This is a genomic window from Nitrosomonas sp. JL21 (assembly GCF_009833095.1).
Classification (GTDB): domain Bacteria; phylum Pseudomonadota; class Gammaproteobacteria; order Burkholderiales; family Nitrosomonadaceae; genus Nitrosomonas.
Window position 1 is genome coordinate 25,660 of record NZ_QRCB01000017.1, and the last position, 18,760, is coordinate 44,419.

Sequence of the window (18,760 nt, forward strand, 5' to 3'; positions counted from 1 at the left end):
TCTCTCAAGCTATGAATATCAAGCTCAAACAGCGCATCATCCTGCTGCTCATTGTGTCGCTCCTGGCGGCGTGCGGTTTCAAATTGCGCGGCCAAGTCGCGCCTTTGCCGTTCAAGTCGCTGTATATCACCGCCCCGGAAGGGCAGATCATCGGCACCGAGCTGGAGCGCATCATCAGCGCATCCTCCCGGACAAAACTGGCTCCCAGCATGGCAGAAGCCGAAGCGACGCTGGAGATCATGAATGTGGCCACTGAACGAGGAATTCTTTCCTTATCCGGAGGAGGCCGGGTGCGCGATTTCAATTTGATTTATCGCGTCACGTACCGCCTGCTGGATCATCGCGGCGTCGAAATCGTCCCTCCGGCTAACGTTACATTGACACGCATCCTGCCGTTCCTCGATGCGCTGATCCTGGCCAAGGAATCCGAAGAGCGCCTGCTGCAGAAGGATATGCAGACCGATGCCGTTCAGCAGATCCTGTGGCGGCTCTCAACCGTCAAGTTTCCACCTGAAGATGTGGAAAAACCGGCGGAAACGGAAAAATCAACGAAATCTGATTAATGCCGCACATTATTCCCGACATCGTTCTTCAGTATGCGCATCAAGCTCGAACAACTGCCGCAGCATCTAAAAAACCACGCTGCTCCGCTTTATACCTTATTCGGCAATGAACCGCTGCTGATTCTGGAAGCCGCCGATTTGATTCGCAATCATGCGCGCGAGCACGGCTTTACCGAGCGAGCGCTCTTCAGCGTCGATCAGCACTTCGATTGGTCTGAGCTACTGAATGCCGGCAATAATCAATCATTGTTCGCCGACCGGAAAATCATCGATATCCGCATCCCGTCGGGAAAACCCGGCAAAGAAGGCGGCAAGGCCATCGACGGCTACTGTCGCGCATTGCCGCCTGATACGCTGACGCTGGTCACATTGCCGCGCATCGATAAACAAGGCCAAGCCGCAAAATGGTTCAAGGCGCTCGACGAAGCTGGCGTGATGATTCCGGTGTATGCGATTGAACGTGACCAGTTGCCGGCCTGGATCGAACAACGCCTGGCCAGGCAACAACAAAAAGCCGATTCCGCATCACTGCAATTCATCGCCGATCAAGTCGAAGGCAATCTGCTCGCAGCCCATCAGGAAATTCAGAAATTGGCGCTGCTGTACCCCAACGGCGCGCTGACCTTCGATCAGATCAAGAATGTCGTGCTGAACGTCGCACGCTACGACGTGTTTCAGTTATCCGATGCCATGATGGCAGCGGACACTGCGCGCTATGTCCGCGTTCTAACCGGCCTGCAAGGCGAAGGCGTCGCGCCGCTGTTGATTCTCGCCACTCTCGCTGAGCAGATCCGTCAATTGATCGCAATCCGCACCGGCCTCGACCATGGCCAACCGCCCGCGCAACTCCTGCAATCCGCGCGCATCTGGGGCGACCGGCAGAAAATCGCGCTGGCCGCCGCGCGCAGGATCGGCATCCCGTCCCTCACTCAGGGATTGGCGCAGGCTGCGTTGATCGACCGCATGATCAAAGGTGTCGCTCAAGGCGATGTCTGGGATGCGTTATTGCAACTGGGGCTGCGCTTTACGCTTCCTTCATCCGCCGCGCCTGTCAGCATGATTACTCCAACACGATCCGCTGCAACTTTGTGACTTTGGCATCCTGTTCGGTCGATCCGTACAAATCCCAGCTTACTTCCTGCTTGCCCTGATCAGTGTTCTGCACATTGATCAATGCAAAGTTGTTGGTTTTGCAGGGTTCCATCAGCAATTGGAACGCCACGTTCGGATCGCTATTGTCGTCGTCGCGCTGTAAATAGCCGTGATTCTTGACCGCCCATGCCAGCGCTGACGCCTGCAGCCACGGCAAGTCATAAGTAATGGCGCTCGACGTCAACTGATACACCAGCGTGTCGGGATAATGTTTATGCGTGAGACGGAAAGCTGCACCGATGTGCACATCGCCGCTGAGCACATACAGCGATTTGCCATGCGCTTGCGCCGCCTTGAACATCGCATCCAGCAAATCGTCGCGTTCCACCCAGTTGGTCTCATGCTCCCATTGATCGCGCATGTCATCCGTGAGCGAGAGAAGATCAAGGTAATTCACGACAAAACTTCTCACATGCACGACCGGCACCGGAGAAATGACGAAAATGGCCGAGGCATTCTTGACCGTATCCGATGCTAACCAGTCCTTGAACCGCTGCATCTGCGCCTGACCGAGGATACGGTCATTGGTCGCACGGGTATAGTCGCGCTGGCCGCGCATGTCCAATACATAAAAGGCCGCCGCGCCCCAGGTGAATGCATAATCGAACTGGCCATCGGGCGTCGTCGGGTTATGGATATGCTCATACTCGTGATACGTCAGCTTTGCCGCTTCGTACATCTGATAAAACAACGACAATTTTTCATCATCGTCTGCCCAGTCCCACCAGGAATCGAGCAGATTCTTTCTCTCCTGGTCGTTATATGAACCCCAGCCGTCCAGAATCTCGTGATCATCCCACATCATATAGGTCGGAAAACGCGACAGCACGCGCCGCAATTGCCGATGCCCCCAATATCCCCGATAAATATCGCGATACCATGAGCGCATCACGTCCACACGATCTTCCGGCCTCACTTCCTTCACGAATTCCTTGCGATTCTGCTTCAACCATTCCCAGATACTGACTTTGGAATTGCCATCCACGTACACCTGATCGCCGACACCGAGAATGAATTCGCCGTCATGCTGATCCAGTTCTTCCCCGAACCGGTCCCACATGTGAATGTTGATCAAATCGAATGAATTCTTCTTATATGGCATATGGCAACTGAATAAACCGAAAGTCATCGACTTTTGGCCTTCACTCTGCGTACGGAAGCGATTGAATCGGCTATCGGGATCGATCTCCCACGCTGATTTTCGAGTGGTCAAATCGAGTGCAAACGCTGCGTAATAATATCGTTGCCCAGGCTTCAAACCAGTGACTTCCCAGACTTCGGTGATATCGTGTGCAAATTCAAGTTTCGAAGCATTGGTGATGGCGGCGGCGGGAAATTCACGCACCATGTCCGGATGAAAAACGTTCCGCAGAACGAAAATTTCCTGGCCGTTCAGGAGCTTTATTTCAGGATTCCAATCGGCCGCCATGTCATTCTCGCCCAATATCGGCTCAGGGTTGATGACCATGCGATAGGTATTTTCCTGATACGCCCGCAACCACAGCTTGGTGCTGGTCGTTGTCGTATGACCCACGATCACTGCGTTCGTGAGCAGCGGATTGATCCAGGGACGATTGCCTCCCCGGTCATAGAAATCAAATGTTTTCATGATGTACGCCTTAGAATGAAAAAAGATCAAGTCGTCGAAATGATGCATTCGAGGCAAACGTGCTACGGACTCGATGAAAAACATGCATCCTGTTGATCAATGAACCTGTCCGGCACCACAGCAGCGTTTTTCAACGGCCTGCAAGCTATTGTAACTGCATATCGGCACCGCGCCAGCAGCTTTTTCCAGGCCACGGCCCGCCGCGGCGCTGTCATCGAAACGCGGTATGCTATAGTTGATCGAGCGGGTCGAAGTATGACCCGCAGTTTCTGCAAAAACCCAATTCTATGAGGACTTATCATGCCAACTCCACTCATTCAACCTTACCTGATGTTCGGCGGCCGCTGTGAAGAGGCGCTGGAATTCTACCGCACTGCACTGGGCGCCCAGATTGACATGCTGATGTATCACAAGGACAGCCCGGAAGCGCCGCCGCCTGGCATGCTGCCGCCGGGATTTGAGAACAAAGTCATGCATGCGAGCTTCCGCATTGGCGACAACGTCCTGATGGCCTCCGATGGCTGCGAAGAAGGTTCACAATTCAACGGTTTTTCGCTGTCCATCGCGGTAGCGACCGAAGCCGAAGCCGATCATTTTTTCAACGCACTAGCGGATGGCGGCCAAGTACAAATGCCGCTGACCAAAACCTTCTGGTCGCCGCGCTTCGGTATGCTCACCGACCGTTTCGGCATCGTCTGGATGGTCAACGTCGTCGGCAACGAACACACTGCATGAATTCCCGTATTCTGGCTATCGTTGTCACCGTAACGATGGTGACAACAACTGGCTGCACCGCCCAGCAACTCTACACCACCGGCCAATCGTGGCAGCGTAACCAATGCACCCGGCTGATGGATCAGCAGGAGCGCGAACGCTGCCTGGCCAATGCAGGTGTTTCTTATGAAACTTATAAGAAGCAGTCTGATCTAGAAAACACGCAAGGAAAGTAACGATCCGATAGCCGGACACTTCCTATTCATAGACCAACCATCAAGGAGACTCTCATGAATCAAAAGGTATACAAAGGCAATTGTTTTTGTGGCGCGGTTGAGTTTACCGTGACCGGTGAGCCGGATGCGATGGGTTATTGTCACTGCGAATCCTGCCGCCATTGGTCGGCCGGCCCGGTCAATGCTTTCACGCTATGGAAACCCGCAGCGCTGCAAATTACGCGCGGCGCGGAAAATATCGGCACCTACAACAAAACGCCGCAAAGTTACCGCAAATGGTGCAAAACATGCGGTGGCCACATTTTTTCCGAGCATCCCGGCTGGAATCTCATCGATGTATTCGCCCCTATCCTGCAGAATTTTTCGTTCCAACCGGCCATTCACGTGCATTATCAGGAATCGGTGTTGCGCATCGCGGATGGACTACCCAAGATGAAAGATGTGCCGAAGGAAATGGGCGGCTCGGGTATCAGCATCGCGGAATAAAAAACCGGTATTCACGTTGAAGAACATGACCCTGAACTTTGAAGCCATGAGCGAACAACAGCTATGGGCGATCGCCGATCCGATCATGGACAACTTGATGGATGCATCAACCCAAGTCGATCACGCCCGGCATGTGCGCGACTTCACCGACCGGCTCAAAGCCATCGTCACGCCGGATTACTTGGCACGCATCTGCCAGCAATACCAAACGGAAAAAGGCTACTTCACCACCCGCACCCCCATCGCCATCCTCCGCCGCCCGGACTCGGCGGCAATCGTATGGAAACAACGCTTCACCAAAGCACCTGGCGAATTCGTCGCGGAAATGGTGCTGGTGCATCGGGACGGCCGGTATTTAGTCGATCATGTGATGGTGTTTTGAATTGTCGCACTTTTCAGTCAGGATCTAACTTCTGTAGATAAAGAAAAATGATTATGATGAAAGCCTAGTTGATTCATTCTCATGAAACAAAAGCAGATTGCACGCAACTTCCCGTGATCGATTTTATCTTTGACGTAATAGTTTTGAGTATCTAATTTTAAATAGTATTTTTTGGAATCGATATGTCGCTTAGAAATTACTTGAACCTGACCGACACCGAGCTAGACAGTTCGGTGTTTAGAATCATGCCCGTTCATAGGTTATTGGAATGTTGTAGTGGTCAACTTACCTGGTTGGAGAGAGAAGTGGTAAGAGGAACCAAGTCTCGAACAAAGGAAATTGATCGATAACATGTTACAGATGATCGCTATCTAACGATACCTAGGAATGCCGCGGCCATGACCTCCGCCGCCACGTCCCTTACCAAATAATATCGCAGCAGCAACAAAGGCAACGACGCCAACGCCGGCAACTACTTTGTTCCAATCAACGACGGTTTTATAGAGATGAAAATCCCCGCGCCAGCGCATGCGTTGCCAGATTTCATCCGGCCCCAGTGCATGGGGTTTTCCGACGGCATCCGGCGTGACGGTAATTTTCTGATCCGCCTGGACCACCACGAATTGCCCAGTATCTTCCCGCGGCATCACTTCGATGGAACCACTGAGCACCATGACATCGGTTTGCTGTTGCGAAACACTGATTTGCAATACTGCATTTTTGGCTTGTATTCTGGCATGCAATGTCTCGATATCGTGCAAACAACTCGATGTATCTCCATAGGCATTGCCGGCATTGAACCTGTCGATGCGTATTAAGCAGGTTGAATCCGATGCTTTGAATTCAATGCGAGCGCCGCTTTGCATCCCCGCACTTATAAACGCATTGTTCTTTACCGGTGCGGAAATTTTTACTCGATCGCCATTCAGCAACACACTTTTGCCCGCTGCATAGAGCGTTCCGATGACGGCATTGCTTGCACTGGCGTTATGATGAAGGCGAAATCCCATATTCTCATCTTGCTCCCAAAAGCCGCTATTTTCAGCAAAATTTCTATCTTGAATGGGCACGGTTTTACAACCGGTCAGCATGATGACAAACAGAAACAATAACCAGGTTTGAATGTGAACGCCCGGCTTACACCGCATGCGAAAGAATGATTTGGTTCTTGTGATGTTCATTTTGCTTTTCCTTTCAATCAAAGGTTCCCTGCAAATTTCCGATGAAATCACTGTACTGCAATCTGTCTGAATCGCTACTGAATGGGAAGAACGTAAAAAATTGTCATTCGCCTTGCTTGCCCTACCATGCTATAAAACCTCTATCTTGTACTATAATTCCCCATCTACTAATCGATAGACTCATACCACTCAGAATTAATCGATGAACACCACAGACATAAAAAGCTACATGCAGTCGGTTGGCCAAGCGGCTCGCGCAGCGTCGCGCTTGATTGCGAAAGCGGATACGGCCACCAAGAACCAGGCGCTCACAGCGATGGCGGCAGCCATCCGGCGCGATGAAGCGCTGCTGCTGAAAGCCAATGCCCAGGATCTGGACAATGCTCGCGCCAAGGGATTGGAAGCCGCGATGATCGACCGCCTGACGTTATCCGCCAAAGGGATCGCGACAATGGCGGAAGGTTTGCTGCAAATCGCCACACTGGCCGATCCGGTCGGCGAAATCAGCGGCTTGAATTACCGGCCGTCCGGCATTCAGGTCGGGAAAATGCGTGTTCCATTGGGCGTGATCGGCATTATCTACGAAGCCCGCCCGAATGTGACCGCCGATGCCGCCGGACTGTGCCTGAAAGCGGGCAACGCCGCCATTCTGCGCGGCGGTTCGGAAGCAATTCATAGCAACCAGGCCATCGCGCGCTGCGTGCAGGAAGGATTGAAATTGGCCGGCTTGCCCGAATCCGCCGTGCAGGTCATTGAAACTACCGATCGCGCCGCAGTCGGTGAATTGATCACGATGAAGGATTTTGTCGATGTGATCGTGCCGCGCGGCGGCAAGGGATTGATCGAACGCATCGCCAACGAAGCGCGCATTCCGGTCATCAAGCATTTAGATGGCGTTTGTCATGTCTACATTGATGATCAGGCGGATGTCGACAAAGCCATAGCCATCGCCGATAACGCTAAAACCCAGCGCTACGGCACTTGTAACACGATGGAAACGCTGCTGATCCACGAAGGCATCGCAACCCAAATATTGCCTGCACTGAGTAAGATTTATTTCGACAAGGGCGTTGAATTGCGCGGCGATGATGCTTCCCGCAGTCTTATCCCACAGATCAAAGCGGCAACTGAACAGGATTGGTACGAAGAGTATTTAGCGCCGATTCTGAGCATACGCATTGTCGCTGGATTGGATCAAGCGATCGATCACATTACCCGCTACGGGTCGCAGCATACCGACGCGATCGTGACCGAAAATTACACCCGCGCGCGGCGTTTTTTGCGCGAAGTCGATTCCAGCTCGGTCATGGTCAATACTACCACCCGCTTCGCGGATGGATTTGAATATGGACTGGGCGCTGAAATAGGCATTTCGACCGACAAGATCCATGCACGCGGCCCGGTCGGGCTGGAAGGATTGACCAGCCAGAAATTTATCGTGCTGGGAGATGGCCAGTTACGGCAATAATTATTTTCTATTCGTTGAGATTACCAGATAGAGAGCGTTCGCGTACCTCGCCCAAAGGATGTTATGACCAAAGTAATTGAAATAAAAGTACCTGACATCGGCGATTTCAACGATGTGCCGGTGATCGAATTATTGGTTGCGCCCGGCGATGCGGTCGAAAAAGAAACGTCGCTGATTACACTGGAAACGGACAAGGCGTCGATGGAAGTGCCGTCTCCGCAACCCGGCGTGGTGCAAGCTCTCAACGTCAAGGTCGGCGATAAAGTGTCGGAAGGTTCGGTGATTCTGACCTTGGCCGTGACCGAACAATCTACTGCGTCAGACTCTGCGCCGCCAAAACCCGATCAGAAGCCAGCCGCTTCAGCAGCGCCCCCTGCGTCCGCCGCAACGCCTGCAACTCAAACCGCGCCGTCATCGCCTGCTCCCGCGGCAGACAAGCATGCGGATGTGGTGGTGCTGGGCGCCGGGCCGGGCGGGTATACCGCGGCTTTTCGCGCTGCCGATCTGGGCAAGCGCGTGATTCTGATTGAGCGTTATCCCACTCTTGGCGGGGTATGTTTGAATGTCGGCTGCATTCCTTCCAAAGCACTGCTGCATGCCGCTAAAGTCATTACCGAAGCTGCCGAGGCACAGCCGCAGGGCATCACGTTCGGTCAACCGCAAATCGACCTCGATCAATTGCGCAGTTGGAAAGAATCCGTCATCGGCAAACTGACCAAGGGCCTCAAGGCATTGGCCAAGCAGCGCAAGGTCGAAATCGTGCAGGGCACGGGAAAATTTGTGACGCCGCGTACGATCCAAGTTGAAACAGCGGATGGACATACGACGGTTTCCTTCGATCATTGCATCATTGCGGCCGGTTCCAGCGCAACCCGGATTCCGGGTTTTCCGTATGACGATCCGCGCCTGATGGATTCGACCGATGCGCTGGAGCTTCGCGACATACCGAACCATCTGCTGATCATCGGCGGGGGCATCATCGGCCTGGAAATGGCGACCGTGTACTCCGCATTGGGCAGTAAGATCAGCGTCGTGGAATGGATGGATCAATTGATCCCAGGCGCTGATCCTGATCTGGTCAAACCGTTGCAGCGCCGCCTGCAGAAGCGCTACCAGGCGATTTATCTGAAAACCAAGGTCACCCGCATCGAAACTCAGGAATCCGGGCTTATGGTTACGTTCGACGGAGACAATGCACCGGCACCGCAGACGTATGATCGAATTCTGGTGGCGGTGGGACGCCGTCCGAATGGCTCCACCCTTGGCGCCGAAGCCATCGGCATACATGTGAATGAACGCGGCTTCATTCCGGTCGATCAACAGATGCGCACCAACCTGCCGCATATCTTCGCCATCGGCGACGTCGTCGGCGATCCTATGTTGGCGCATAAAGCCACGTATGAAGGCAAGCTGGCGGCCGAAGTCATTGCCGGACATAAAGTGGCCTTTGATGCGCGCACGATTCCATCAGTCGCTTATACGGACCCGGAAATCGCCTGGATGGGACTGACTGAGAAGGATGCTCTGCGCCAGGGCATCGAGTTTGAAAAGGTCAATTTTCCCTGGGCCGCTAGTGGCCGGGCCATTTCGATGACGCGCGAGGAAGGACTGACGCAACTGCTGCTCGATAAGCAGACGCGCCGCATACTTGGCGCTGGCGTCGTGGGCGTCAATGCCGGTGAATTGATTGCCGAAACGGTGCTGGCGCTGGAAATGGGCGCGGACACGCAGGATATCGGCTTGACCATCCATCCGCATCCGACGTTATCGGAAACCATTTTCTTCGCGGCTGAAATGGCCGAAGGAACCATTACCGATCTTTTGGCACCAAAGAAATAACTAATTCATTATAAAACCCATTCTGAATATCGACCGACAACACCATTCCATTATTAATGACCTCGAACATGATTCCTATCAAAACCGTTCTACTATCATGTGCAGTAATGTTGACGTTGTTCGGCACAGCGCAGAATTCCTTTGCCACACATACTTCACAGCCGGTGCTGGTCGATCCCAAAACCCAGTTTGTCGTGGGAGAGACTATCCAGTTGCACGGCCGAGTCGATTACAATGAACAGCCTGCGCCAGACGTGCTGCTCAATTTCAAGCTGACGCGCCCGGATGGCGCCGTCGCTGCCGATGAATTCTACCCCAGCAATGAAAAAGGACAATTTGACTTCAAATTCAATACCCAGAACCAACCATCAGGCACGTATCAGCTCACGATCACTTCGCATTGCCTGGAAATTCACCGCTATGCCTGTACCTATAAAAAGGAAACCCTGTCCATTCAGGTCAGCAAGCCGTGAAGCAAGCCGGCTGATGGAATAACTCCTCGATTCACTGGCTCCTATTTCACGGCAACACATCCTAAAATATCGTCTACCTACAACCAAAAAATTACTCATGGGAATTGCGCGCTTCATTGTCTCCACCGGCTGCTGTAACCAAGCGATCGTTCTAGTCCTTCTGCTGTTGCTTTCCGCGTGCGACATGACTCAACAAGAGGCACTGGCCGAGCGGGAAGCGCGAATCCGCGCCAAGGAATCCGAACTGGTCAGCTTATTCGCGGAATTGGTCGAGCAAAAAAAATCCTTGCAACAGCACTCACCCGCTCCTGCGCAGGAAAGTCCTGAACAACCCATCAACCCGGGAGATGCTCCCGATCCTTGTGAGACCCAGACCCGTCCCGCGCCATCAGCCCAGCAGCCTACCGCAAAAACTACGGTGCGGACGATACTGGGCGGCGTCGAAAATGTTTACCTGGATCCTCCCGGCATGGAATTCAGCGCGCGCATCGATACCGGGGCGCAGACGTCATCATTGCACGCGCTCGATATCGTCGAATTTGAACGCGATGGCAAACCCTTTGTAAAATTCAGCATGATCCATCCCGAAACCAAAGAAAAAATTCAGATGACCCGGCGCTTGCGGCGCTATGTGCGGGTCAAGGAACTGGGCAACCGCGAATCGCAGCGGCGTCCCGTGGTCAGGATGCGCGTGGTATTGGCCGACATCGACGAGCGCGTCAACTTCACACTCGAAAACCGCAGCCGGTTCAAGCATCAGGTATTGATCGGCCGCAATCTGCTGCAAGACCTTGCCATCGTCGATGTCAGTCAGAAATACACCACCGCCAAGCCCGACCGACCTGAACCCGGCGGCGCGAAATAATGCATTCCAAACTTAAATTGTATGTGCTGGTCGCGTTGATCATGGCGCTAGGGATAGGCTTGATTGCCTATAAGCACTTCGCGTTGGGATTTCCGTTATTGCCGGATGACAAGAAATCCGTCTGGACGATCGAAGCCAAAATCGATTTCGTTGCGCGCGGTGATCCAGTCATCGTGTCTTTTGCGCTTCCCGCGGAAACACCCACGACGGTCATTATGGAAGAAGATTTTGCGTCATCCGATTATGGGTTCACTGAACTTTCCACTGCGGCAGGGCGGCGCGCTCAATGGAGCAAGCGCGCTGCATCTGGCCATCAAACCGTTTATTATCGTGTCAGTGAGTACGAAACGGATCCGCTCGCTGCTCCTCCGCCTGCTGCGGATTTGCCAACGGAACCTGAAAAACCGGAATTTGACGAAGTCATGAAAACCGCCGCGACGACGCTATTGGATCAGGTGCGCAGCAAATCCGCCAATACCGAAATCTTCACGCGCGAACTGATCACCTCACTCAATTCGGATACACCCAGTCAGACTCAGAATCTATTGCTCAACGAAAAACCGAGTGAAGATTATAAAACCCACCTGATCATCAACTTGCTGGCTTTGGAAGGCATCAGCGCGCGCATCGTGCGCGGGCTCTATCTCGAAGATGGCCGACGCCGCCAATCGCTGACCAATTTCGTCGAGGTGTATATCGGGAACCGATGGTTATTGTTCAATCAGAATACTGGAAAAATCGGCAAACCCGACGATTTTCTGATCTGGCAGCGAGGCGATGAATCGCTGCTGGATGTCGTCGGCGGTAAGAATTCCCAGATCTCATTCTCGATCATCAAAAATGTGCACCCCACCCGCACTCTGGTGCTGCGTGACAGCATGAACAAGGAGGCGGGCATCATCGATTTTTCGATCTACAGCTTGCCGATCGAGCAGCAGAATGCCTTCAAGATGATTTTACTATTGCCCATCGGCGCATTGATCGTGGTCATCATGCGGTTACTGATCGGCATCCGCACATCGGGCACGTTCATGCCTATCCTGATTGCATTGGCATTGATCCAAACGACGTTACTGACGGGCATCGTGATATTTCTGACGGTGGTCGGCACCGGCCTGCTGATCCGCTCGTATTTGTCGCAGCTCAATCTGCTGTTCGTCGCGCGCATTTCAGCCGTGATCATCGTCGTCATTGCGATCATGGCCAGTATCAGCATTCTGAGCAACAAGCTCGGGCTTGATCAGGCGATGACCGTGACATTCTTCCCGATGATCATCCTATCCTGGACGATCGAGCGCATGTCGGTGCTGTGGGAGGAAGACGGGCCCAGAGAAGTGTTCGTTCAGGGTGGTGGCAGCTTGTTGACGGCGATCATCGCGTATCTCTTCATGACCAACCGGACAGTGGAATACCTGACATTCAATTTTCCAGAGCTGATGCTGGTCAATCTCGCGTTGATCCTGATTCTCGGACAATATACCGGCTACCGGTTGTCCGAGTTGTATCGATTCCATTCACTGGAACGACGCAATGTTTCTGGCAAGCCCTGAAAAACTCAGAAGCTTCGGCATCATCGGCATGAACCAGAGAAACGCTGGTTTGATCTCCCGCTATAATCCGCGCCATTTGTTCCCACTGGTCGATAACAAGCTGAAGACCAAATTATTGGCCCAGAAAGCCGGCATCACGGTTCCTCAGTTGCTCGGTACCCTGCACTATCAGCATGACGTCAAATCGCTGAAAGAACTGCTCCGCCCGCACGATCAGTTCGTCATCAAACCCGTCAAGGGCAGCGGCGGCAAAGGTATTCTCGTCATCGTCCGGAATGACCACAATCTCTACTTCAAGCCCAGCGGCGACGCGTTGCAATTGGCTGACATCGAACGCCATGTATCCAATATTCTGAGTGGTCTGCACAGTCTTGGCGGCAAGCCGGATAGCGTGATGATCGAATCGCTGATTCAACTCGATCCGGTATTCTCGGACTACAGCTACCAGGGCATTCCCGATATACGAATCATCGTTTTTCTGGGTTATCCGATCATGGCAATGTTGCGGCTCACTACCCACGCATCGGATGGCAAGGCCAATCTTCATCAAGGCGCGGTCGGTGTCGGTATCGATATCGGCACCGGCCGAGCGCTGCATGCCGTACAATTTGGCCGCACCGTTCTGCATCACCCCGACACGCGCAAAACATTCTCCGATCTGGTGATTCCTCACTGGGACAAGCTGTTGCAACTCGCTGCAGCTTGTTACGACATGACCGGCCTCGGATATCTGGGCGCAGATCTGGTACTGGACCGGGATCAAGGTCCGATGATCATTGAATTGAACGCCCGCCCCGGCCTTGCCATTCAAGTGGCCAACTATGCCGGTCTGGCCCCCCGTGTCGCGATCATAGAAACGCTGAAATCCATCGACCCCAGTCCGGTATCACGCGCCGAATTCAGCAAACAGCAATTCTGCGTGCAAACCGGCCCTCAACCGCCGCGCACCTTGCACACGCGTTCAAGCGACAACGCAGCATAGCGGTCCCGCTCAGTTCGCTTATTTCAGCCACGTCGGCTGCGGAAAGCAATGTGACACTTTGCCGCATCGCGCGTGGCCGAATTCTCGCTGAGAATGGCCGGCGAATGTTGAGATTATCAATGCTCGCCCACTCTGCGATAGCGGTAACGAGATACTGATGCACTGATCTTGCGGGAATCATTGAGAACCAAAGTTTATAAAGATTCTGCGGCCAGTGCTCCCGCCAGTATCGACAATGACATAAATAAAATTTTAGATGGGCACTTTGCGACTGAATATGAATCCTATCCTATTCCTAAACTTAATAAATCCTAACCACAAAAAGGAGAGGTATCATGGCTCGCAACAAGCTCATCTTTTTAGTTTCAAGTACTCTGATATTTTTAATTGGCATAGCCTCTATCGCTGTGGCATCCAATAATCCAATCGAGTCTCAAATTGAAAATAAAAATATCTTACTGGCTCAAGCACAGCAACATTCCCATGAAAAAGAAGCTCTGCATGAGAAACATGACAGACATAAAAAATGGGACAAGCATGGAAAAGAGCCTGATTATGCTCATATGATCATATCCCATACAGACGCACTGAAATTAAGCGATGAGCAATTAGGAAAAATTGTTCGTTTGCATCTAAAGTACGATCAAGAACATAAACAAATTAAACACCAATTGATGAAAAGTGTAAAAAACCTGAAAAGAGAAAGCATGATTCCGAGTACAACGGATGATCAATTACGCAAGCTTGGGAAAGAACTTGCTGAGAGTGCTAATGCAATGATAGAACATCACATTAATGAACGTAGCGCGATTCATGGCGTTTTAACAGAGGAGCAGCGGAAACAGTTGAATTCTCTAAAAATGGACCATGACTCTGATACACATGGCCATAGTCATCACTGATACTGGTTGCTAACTAGATTGATTTTACTCATAGCAGCTCAGATCTGAGCCAGTACAGATAAAGGCTGGCATTCCGCCATCATTAAAACCCATTCACAGAAACAAGTTTTAATGATGGCTGATGAAATCAATCCACTTTATTTTTCATCTCTGAAGACTTGTCCTTAATGGCATCTTTGGCTTCTTCAGTCCGATGTTCCAATTTTTTCTTGGCGCAATCGGTACCTGTTCCGGTACAGGTTTCTTCATCGATACGGTTGATGGCTTTGCTGGCATCCCGCTTCACTTCATTTTTCTGGGCCTCGCTTTTTTCCAGCACGGTTTCAGCCGCATATCCTGTTGAAGCAAACATACCCAGCACAAACAGAATCATTAATATTTTCATGATGATCTCCTCATTGGGGTTAATCTTGAGCATTCTCAAAGAATGAGTTGCCATCATGCACTTTTTCGCCAAACTCATCTGTACGCGAAAGTACATTCGGATAGCGCGCTGATCATGCCCATTCTGAGGAGGAAATGGACTGTTTGGTTTTTTTGAAAGCTTCGTTCAACGCAGATTATTGACGGGCTGGACTCGGTCGGATTGACAGCTTCGAGTAAAACCCAGGTGATAAGACCGGTTCTGTAACTGTTACACAGGTTATTGACATGCATCTGCTGATCGAACGTATTCTGAAGCGAGCAATATAATCAGCAGCCCTGAGCTATCGCAATTCATCCCACATCGTGTTCAGACAGTGAGTGGCGCACCCATGCCAAGCGGCCACTCAACAGTGATTTACGATTCAATCGCCTACATTCACCACCACTTTGTTACGTCCCCGCTGCTTGGCCTGATACAGCGCTTTGTCGGCCGCTTCACTCAGACTGGCGACATCGGGAAAATGCGCCAGGTCGGCGAGACCGCAACTGAAATTCACCGAGAACTCTTCGTCATGGCTCAAATGGATCAAGCGTGAAAACACATTTCTGATTTCATCGATGACCTTGGCTGCGGAGCTGGCATCGGTATCATTCATGATCACGGCGAATTCTTCTCCACCGTAGCGGCCCACGATGTCGGTATCGCGCAGGCGTTGCTTGAGCAATCGCGCCAGGCTCTTCAGCACCCGGTCACCGGCCGCATGTCCATAGGTGTCATTCACTTTCTTGAAGAAATCGATATCGACCATTGCAAACGACAGCGGCGTGTTCAGGCGCGTGGAACGTCCTACTTCACGTGCCAACTCTTCTTTGATCGCCGTGTGATTGAGAAGCCCTGTCAGGCCGTCATGGATCATCAGCGATCGCAATGAGCGCGCGCGCGATACTCGCGCGGTAATGGCTGCGATCAAATGCGCAGGGTCGATCGGCTTGACCAGAAAATCGTCGCCGGACAGGCTTTTTGCTTCGGGTTGGGTATTGAAGTCATTCTCGGTGGACAGGTACACGATCGGCGTGCTGAGGAAACCATCCATCTGTCGGATGACCCGTGCCAGTTCTGTACCGTTGCATTCCGGCATGTACAAATCCATCAGAATGATATCGGGATTGAAATCACTGAGAACCTCCAGCAGCCTCATCGGTTCCGGCAAAGCTTTGACGATCATCTCGGCCTGTTCCAGAATCGCCGTGTGATAGGCAAGCACCGTCGGACTGTCATCCACGATCAATACCCGAAACGGCTCCTGAATTTGCGACGCGGTAATCAAGTCAAGCTGATCGATCAGTTCCGTGGAGTTGATGGGCTTGGTGAAGTAAGCGACCCCTCCGGCGCGCACCGCCCCCAACCTGAACGCCATATCATCATGAACGGAAATAAAAATCACCCGGGCCGGGCAAGGCAATTCCCGCTGAATGGCTTCCATGACATGAATCCCACCGAGCGTATCTTCAGGAAATTCAACATCCATCAAAATAATGGCGTTGGGTTTATGCAAAATGGCGCTGCGGAACTTGTCCAGATGATTGAACACTTCAACCTCATAGCCGTAATAGCGTAATTGCAGTGCTAATTCTTGCGCAGCTTCGGCATCATCTTCGACGACGAAAATCAAATTCGAGCCATCCGCATCCGGCAAAAACGCATTTTCGTCCGCAACCACCGCCATATCGCTAGTGACCACAGGTTCCTTCTCAGCCGACAGCCTTTTCAACTCAAGTATCTGCTGCCAGATACTATCCGCTTGTGCAATATCAGTCAGGCACGCTTCACGCAACAGGCTCTTGAGAATGCGCTCCAAGGCACGCGCTTGGCTGCTCAGTTCAGGATAACCGAATGTTCTGCCATTGCTGACCAGGTTATGCACAGAACGATGTAATTCCTGTAGAGCTTTATTATCCCAATCGATTTGCAACCTCTCCCATAACGCTTCAATTTCAGAAATTCTTTCCGGCAATTCCTGTGTAAAGGAAGCTAATACCAAACGCATTCTTTCTCGAAATTCTTTATGCTCGCTAGTATCCATAATAAATGTGCCCGGTTCGATTCCATCGTCACGATCAAGACTCATCGCAGCCGATCGAAGATTCTGTGATAACACCTGCTGTCGATACCCGATGCTTGCACTGCGAATTCATCGGGCCGTAAGCGGCAGTCCTAGCAAAAAGAGGGAATAGCCCATTTCTCGCACGCGCTCACATTGTATAAAAAAAATAGTCCCTCGGTTTCACAATTTAAGGATTTGAAGCAATTATTTAATCTTTTGAGGTTTAATTTGATGATTATTTCTGCAGCCGGTAAATGATAATGAGAAAATCATCACTGTATCGGCACCGGGATCATCAATTAATCTGGAATTTTTGAATTTTCCTGAGGCGGCCGTACATTTCTCAACACTCATTCACTTTACAAGCCAAGCATTTCAGATGAAACCCAGTACTTCCAGAAAAATATTCCGTTCCCCCGCGATTCAAATAAGCGCCGTGCTACTCGCCATTACCGCGATGGTCTTTTTGATGGGTTCATTGTTGACCGCTCCGGCTCCCAGCGCGGTCGCTACGCTGTCAGCGGATTTTCCGGTTGAATCGATACAGATTCCAGCCGCTGATGGCAGTATGGTGCATGGCTGGCTATCGCGCGGATATCTCGGCGACGGCGTTGTGTTGCTGGTTCATTCAATGCGAAGCAATCGGCTCGAAATGCTTGGACGAGCCAGATTCCTGAGAAATCAAGGATACAGCGTGCTGTTCATCGATCTGTATGCGCATGGCGAAACCCCAGGAGAAAACATCAGTTTCGGACTGCACGAATCCGATAGCGTCGTTGCATCCGTGAACTATCTGCGGCGCACATTTCCGCGCGAGCGCATCGGAGCCATTGGTGCTTCTCTCGGCGCTGCTGCCATCGTACTGGCAAAACAGAATCTGAATCTGGATGCGGTCATCCTGGAATCGCTGCACCCTACCATCGAAGAAGCGGTCGAGAACCGCCTGAGGCTTCATTTTGGAGAGTATGGCACAGTGTTGATGCCGGTGATATTGGCATACCTGTCGTTGCAATTGAACACTGCAATGGATCAACTAAGTCCCATTCATAAGATCGATCATCTGCGTTCGCCGGTGCTATTCATCGCTGGCACGCGCGATGCCCATACGACGCAGCCGGAAACCGAGCGTCTGTATGCAGCAGCTCGAACTCCCAAAGAATTATGGGTCGTTCCCGGCGCCGGGCACTTCAATATGCATTCGTATGCTGGCAGAGAGTATGAATATCGAGTCAGCGCCTTCTTAGCCCAATATTTACGTCCCGTCGAGACTGATGAGCACCAGTGAGGCAATTCAGCAATCATGACGGTATAGCCAAAAGGATTGTGATAAAGTGAGCGCCGTTCCATCGGCATCTTCACGCTACCATCGCATCTATTTATTCAAGGATCAGAATGAATCACTACCATCATATTCTCATCGCCATCGACTTTTCTGCACAGGGCCATCATGTCGCTCTAAAGGCAAAACAGTTGGCGGATCAACTCAATGCCAAACTTCACATCATTCATGTGCTGGATAATATTCCGATGCCGGACACTCCGTATGGACTGGTCATTCCACTGGATGAAGACTCATCGTATGAGTTGCTGGAAACCGAGAAGAACAAGCTCAAACAAATCAGCGATGAATTAGATATCGAGCCGGCATGCCGATGGTTGATCTGGGGTGAGCCACAACAGGAAATCACACAATTGGCAGCACAGCAACAGATTGATCTGATCGTGGTTGGTTCTCATGGCCGGCATGGATGGGCGGCGCTGATGGGCTCAACCGCAAAAGATGTGCTATATCATGCGGGGTGCGATGTGTTGGCAGTCCATTTGCCGGAGTTTTAGCAAAGTTCTGAAGAGCTCGCGTGGTCAGGTTGCGTTGAGATCAGAATCAAC

Annotated in this window: 19 protein-coding genes; 15 read left to right on the top strand and 4 right to left on the bottom strand. The window is 51.7% G+C overall.

Features of this window, described 5'->3' with window-relative positions; genetic code table 11:
• Positions 1 to 11: 11 nt before the first annotated feature.
• Together lptE and holA are read left to right on the top strand one after the other, a co-directional pair.
• Positions 12 to 563 carry an LPS assembly lipoprotein LptE gene (lptE, locus tag ABF87_RS06065; protein ID WP_160828244.1) on the top strand — a complete coding sequence of 184 codons (552 nt, stop codon included), beginning with the start codon at positions 12 to 14 and terminating at the stop codon, positions 561 to 563.
• Positions 564 to 596: 33 nt separating this feature from the next.
• Complete coding sequence (holA, locus tag ABF87_RS06070) at positions 597 to 1,655, top strand: DNA polymerase III subunit delta (protein WP_160828245.1); 1,059 nt, start codon at positions 597 to 599, stop codon at positions 1,653 to 1,655.
• Here the strand turns inward: holA and ABF87_RS06075 are convergent.
• Positions 1,624 to 3,324 (bottom strand): alkaline phosphatase D family protein, encoded by a 1,701-nt coding sequence (locus ABF87_RS06075; RefSeq protein ID WP_160828246.1) that lies wholly within the window; start codon positions 3,322 to 3,324, stop codon positions 1,624 to 1,626. The two genes, holA and ABF87_RS06075, sit on opposite strands and share 32 nt — an antisense overlap.
• Before the next feature lie 300 nt (positions 3,325 to 3,624).
• Here ABF87_RS06075 and ABF87_RS06080 point away from each other — a divergent pair, with 300 nt between their 5' ends.
• The 4 genes from ABF87_RS06080 to ABF87_RS06095 are packed head-to-tail and all read left to right on the top strand — an operon-like array spanning position 3,625 to position 5,142.
• On the top strand, positions 3,625 to 4,059 hold the full coding sequence (locus ABF87_RS06080; protein WP_160828247.1) for a VOC family protein: 435 nt from the start codon (positions 3,625 to 3,627) through the stop codon (positions 4,057 to 4,059).
• A complete protein-coding gene (locus ABF87_RS06085; RefSeq protein ID WP_160828248.1) occupies positions 4,056 to 4,274 on the top strand; it encodes a hypothetical protein in 219 nt (72 codons plus the stop codon). Before ABF87_RS06080 ends, ABF87_RS06085 begins: the two co-directional genes overlap by 4 nt.
• A 54-nt stretch (positions 4,275 to 4,328) precedes the next feature.
• Positions 4,329 to 4,760 carry a GFA family protein gene (locus tag ABF87_RS06090; protein ID WP_160828249.1) on the top strand — a complete coding sequence of 144 codons (432 nt, stop codon included), beginning with the start codon at positions 4,329 to 4,331 and terminating at the stop codon, positions 4,758 to 4,760.
• A complete protein-coding gene (locus tag ABF87_RS06095) occupies positions 4,714 to 5,142 on the top strand; it encodes a hypothetical protein (RefSeq protein ID WP_240143550.1) in 429 nt (142 codons plus the stop codon). Before ABF87_RS06090 ends, ABF87_RS06095 begins: the two co-directional genes overlap by 47 nt.
• Positions 5,143 to 5,513: 371 nt before the next feature.
• On the opposite strand, the gene ABF87_RS06100 is transcribed toward ABF87_RS06095, so the two are convergent.
• Positions 5,514 to 6,323, bottom strand: a complete 810-nt coding sequence (locus ABF87_RS06100) for a hypothetical protein (RefSeq protein WP_160828250.1) — start codon at positions 6,321 to 6,323, stop codon at positions 5,514 to 5,516.
• Between the two features lie 202 nt (positions 6,324 to 6,525).
• Here ABF87_RS06100 and ABF87_RS06105 point away from each other — a divergent pair, with 202 nt between their 5' ends.
• From ABF87_RS06105 to ABF87_RS06135, 7 genes are all read left to right on the top strand, one after another.
• Entirely contained in the window at positions 6,526 to 7,791 is a 1,266-nt protein-coding gene (locus tag ABF87_RS06105; protein WP_160828251.1) for a glutamate-5-semialdehyde dehydrogenase, read from the top strand.
• Between the two features lie 63 nt (positions 7,792 to 7,854).
• Positions 7,855 to 9,630, top strand: coding sequence for a dihydrolipoyl dehydrogenase (gene lpdA / locus ABF87_RS06110; protein ID WP_160828252.1), 1,776 nt, complete (start codon positions 7,855 to 7,857; stop codon positions 9,628 to 9,630).
• A gap of 107 nt (positions 9,631 to 9,737) precedes the next feature.
• Positions 9,738 to 10,103: a hypothetical protein gene (locus tag ABF87_RS06115; protein ID WP_240143551.1), complete on the top strand. Its 366-nt coding sequence runs from the start codon at positions 9,738 to 9,740 to the stop codon at positions 10,101 to 10,103.
• A gap of 184 nt (positions 10,104 to 10,287) precedes the next feature.
• A complete protein-coding gene (locus tag ABF87_RS06120) occupies positions 10,288 to 10,968 on the top strand; it encodes an ATP-dependent zinc protease (protein ID WP_240143552.1) in 681 nt (226 codons plus the stop codon).
• Positions 10,968 to 12,518, top strand: coding sequence for an inactive transglutaminase family protein (locus ABF87_RS06125; protein WP_160828255.1), 1,551 nt, complete (start codon positions 10,968 to 10,970; stop codon positions 12,516 to 12,518). The genes ABF87_RS06120 and ABF87_RS06125 overlap by 1 nt, the downstream gene beginning before the upstream one ends.
• Positions 12,499 to 13,500, top strand: a complete 1,002-nt coding sequence (locus tag ABF87_RS06130; RefSeq protein WP_160828256.1) for an alpha-L-glutamate ligase-like protein — start codon at positions 12,499 to 12,501, stop codon at positions 13,498 to 13,500. The genes ABF87_RS06125 and ABF87_RS06130 overlap by 20 nt, the downstream gene beginning before the upstream one ends.
• Before the next feature lie 335 nt (positions 13,501 to 13,835).
• Complete coding sequence (locus ABF87_RS06135; RefSeq protein ID WP_160828257.1) at positions 13,836 to 14,402, top strand: Spy/CpxP family protein refolding chaperone; 567 nt, start codon at positions 13,836 to 13,838, stop codon at positions 14,400 to 14,402.
• 127 nt (positions 14,403 to 14,529) lie between these two features.
• Here the strand turns inward: ABF87_RS06135 and ABF87_RS06140 are convergent, their stop codons facing one another.
• Both ABF87_RS06140 and ABF87_RS06145 read right to left on the bottom strand, forming a co-directional pair.
• Positions 14,530 to 14,787: a hypothetical protein gene (locus ABF87_RS06140; protein ID WP_160828258.1), complete on the bottom strand. Its 258-nt coding sequence runs from the start codon at positions 14,785 to 14,787 to the stop codon at positions 14,530 to 14,532.
• 403 nt (positions 14,788 to 15,190) lie between these two features.
• Positions 15,191 to 16,897 (bottom strand): diguanylate cyclase, encoded by a 1,707-nt coding sequence (locus ABF87_RS06145; protein WP_240143553.1) that lies wholly within the window; start codon positions 16,895 to 16,897, stop codon positions 15,191 to 15,193.
• Between the two features lie 355 nt (positions 16,898 to 17,252).
• On the opposite strand from ABF87_RS06145, the gene ABF87_RS06150 reads away from it, so the two are divergent.
• Both ABF87_RS06150 and ABF87_RS06155 read left to right on the top strand, forming a co-directional pair.
• Positions 17,253 to 18,158 carry an alpha/beta fold hydrolase gene (locus ABF87_RS06150; RefSeq protein ID WP_160828259.1) on the top strand — a complete coding sequence of 302 codons (906 nt, stop codon included), beginning with the start codon at positions 17,253 to 17,255 and terminating at the stop codon, positions 18,156 to 18,158.
• Positions 18,159 to 18,265: 107 nt separating this feature from the next.
• Positions 18,266 to 18,709 carry a universal stress protein gene (locus ABF87_RS06155; RefSeq protein WP_160828260.1) on the top strand — a complete coding sequence of 148 codons (444 nt, stop codon included), beginning with the start codon at positions 18,266 to 18,268 and terminating at the stop codon, positions 18,707 to 18,709.
• Positions 18,710 to 18,760: the final 51 nt, after the last annotated feature.

Coding starts and splice junctions, on each gene's coding strand:
- ABF87_RS06115 (WP_240143551.1), top strand. CDS start 9,738: ATGTTGACGTTGTTCGGCACAGCGCAGAATTCCTTTGCCACACATACT.
- ABF87_RS06080 (WP_160828247.1), top strand. CDS start 3,625: ATGCCAACTCCACTCATTCAACCTTACCTGATGTTCGGCGGCCGCTGT.
- ABF87_RS06155 (WP_160828260.1), top strand. CDS start 18,266: ATGAATCACTACCATCATATTCTCATCGCCATCGACTTTTCTGCACAG.
- ABF87_RS06135 (WP_160828257.1), top strand. CDS start 13,836: ATGGCTCGCAACAAGCTCATCTTTTTAGTTTCAAGTACTCTGATATTT.
- ABF87_RS06145 (WP_240143553.1), bottom strand. CDS start 16,897: ATGAGTCTTGATCGTGACGATGGAATCGAACCGGGCACATTTATTATG.
- ABF87_RS06130 (WP_160828256.1), top strand. CDS start 12,499: ATGTTTCTGGCAAGCCCTGAAAAACTCAGAAGCTTCGGCATCATCGGC.
- ABF87_RS06125 (WP_160828255.1), top strand. CDS start 10,968: ATGCATTCCAAACTTAAATTGTATGTGCTGGTCGCGTTGATCATGGCG.
- lptE (WP_160828244.1), top strand. CDS start 12: ATGAATATCAAGCTCAAACAGCGCATCATCCTGCTGCTCATTGTGTCG.
- ABF87_RS06105 (WP_160828251.1), top strand. CDS start 6,526: ATGAACACCACAGACATAAAAAGCTACATGCAGTCGGTTGGCCAAGCG.
- ABF87_RS06140 (WP_160828258.1), bottom strand. CDS start 14,787: ATGAAAATATTAATGATTCTGTTTGTGCTGGGTATGTTTGCTTCAACA.
- ABF87_RS06085 (WP_160828248.1), top strand. CDS start 4,056: ATGAATTCCCGTATTCTGGCTATCGTTGTCACCGTAACGATGGTGACA.
- ABF87_RS06090 (WP_160828249.1), top strand. CDS start 4,329: ATGAATCAAAAGGTATACAAAGGCAATTGTTTTTGTGGCGCGGTTGAG.
- lpdA (WP_160828252.1), top strand. CDS start 7,855: ATGACCAAAGTAATTGAAATAAAAGTACCTGACATCGGCGATTTCAAC.
- holA (WP_160828245.1), top strand. CDS start 597: ATGCGCATCAAGCTCGAACAACTGCCGCAGCATCTAAAAAACCACGCT.
- ABF87_RS06120 (WP_240143552.1), top strand. CDS start 10,288: ATGACTCAACAAGAGGCACTGGCCGAGCGGGAAGCGCGAATCCGCGCC.
- ABF87_RS06075 (WP_160828246.1), bottom strand. CDS start 3,324: ATGAAAACATTTGATTTCTATGACCGGGGAGGCAATCGTCCCTGGATC.
- ABF87_RS06095 (WP_240143550.1), top strand. CDS start 4,714: ATGTGCCGAAGGAAATGGGCGGCTCGGGTATCAGCATCGCGGAATAAA.
- ABF87_RS06100 (WP_160828250.1), bottom strand. CDS start 6,323: ATGAACATCACAAGAACCAAATCATTCTTTCGCATGCGGTGTAAGCCG.
- ABF87_RS06150 (WP_160828259.1), top strand. CDS start 17,253: ATGAAACCCAGTACTTCCAGAAAAATATTCCGTTCCCCCGCGATTCAA.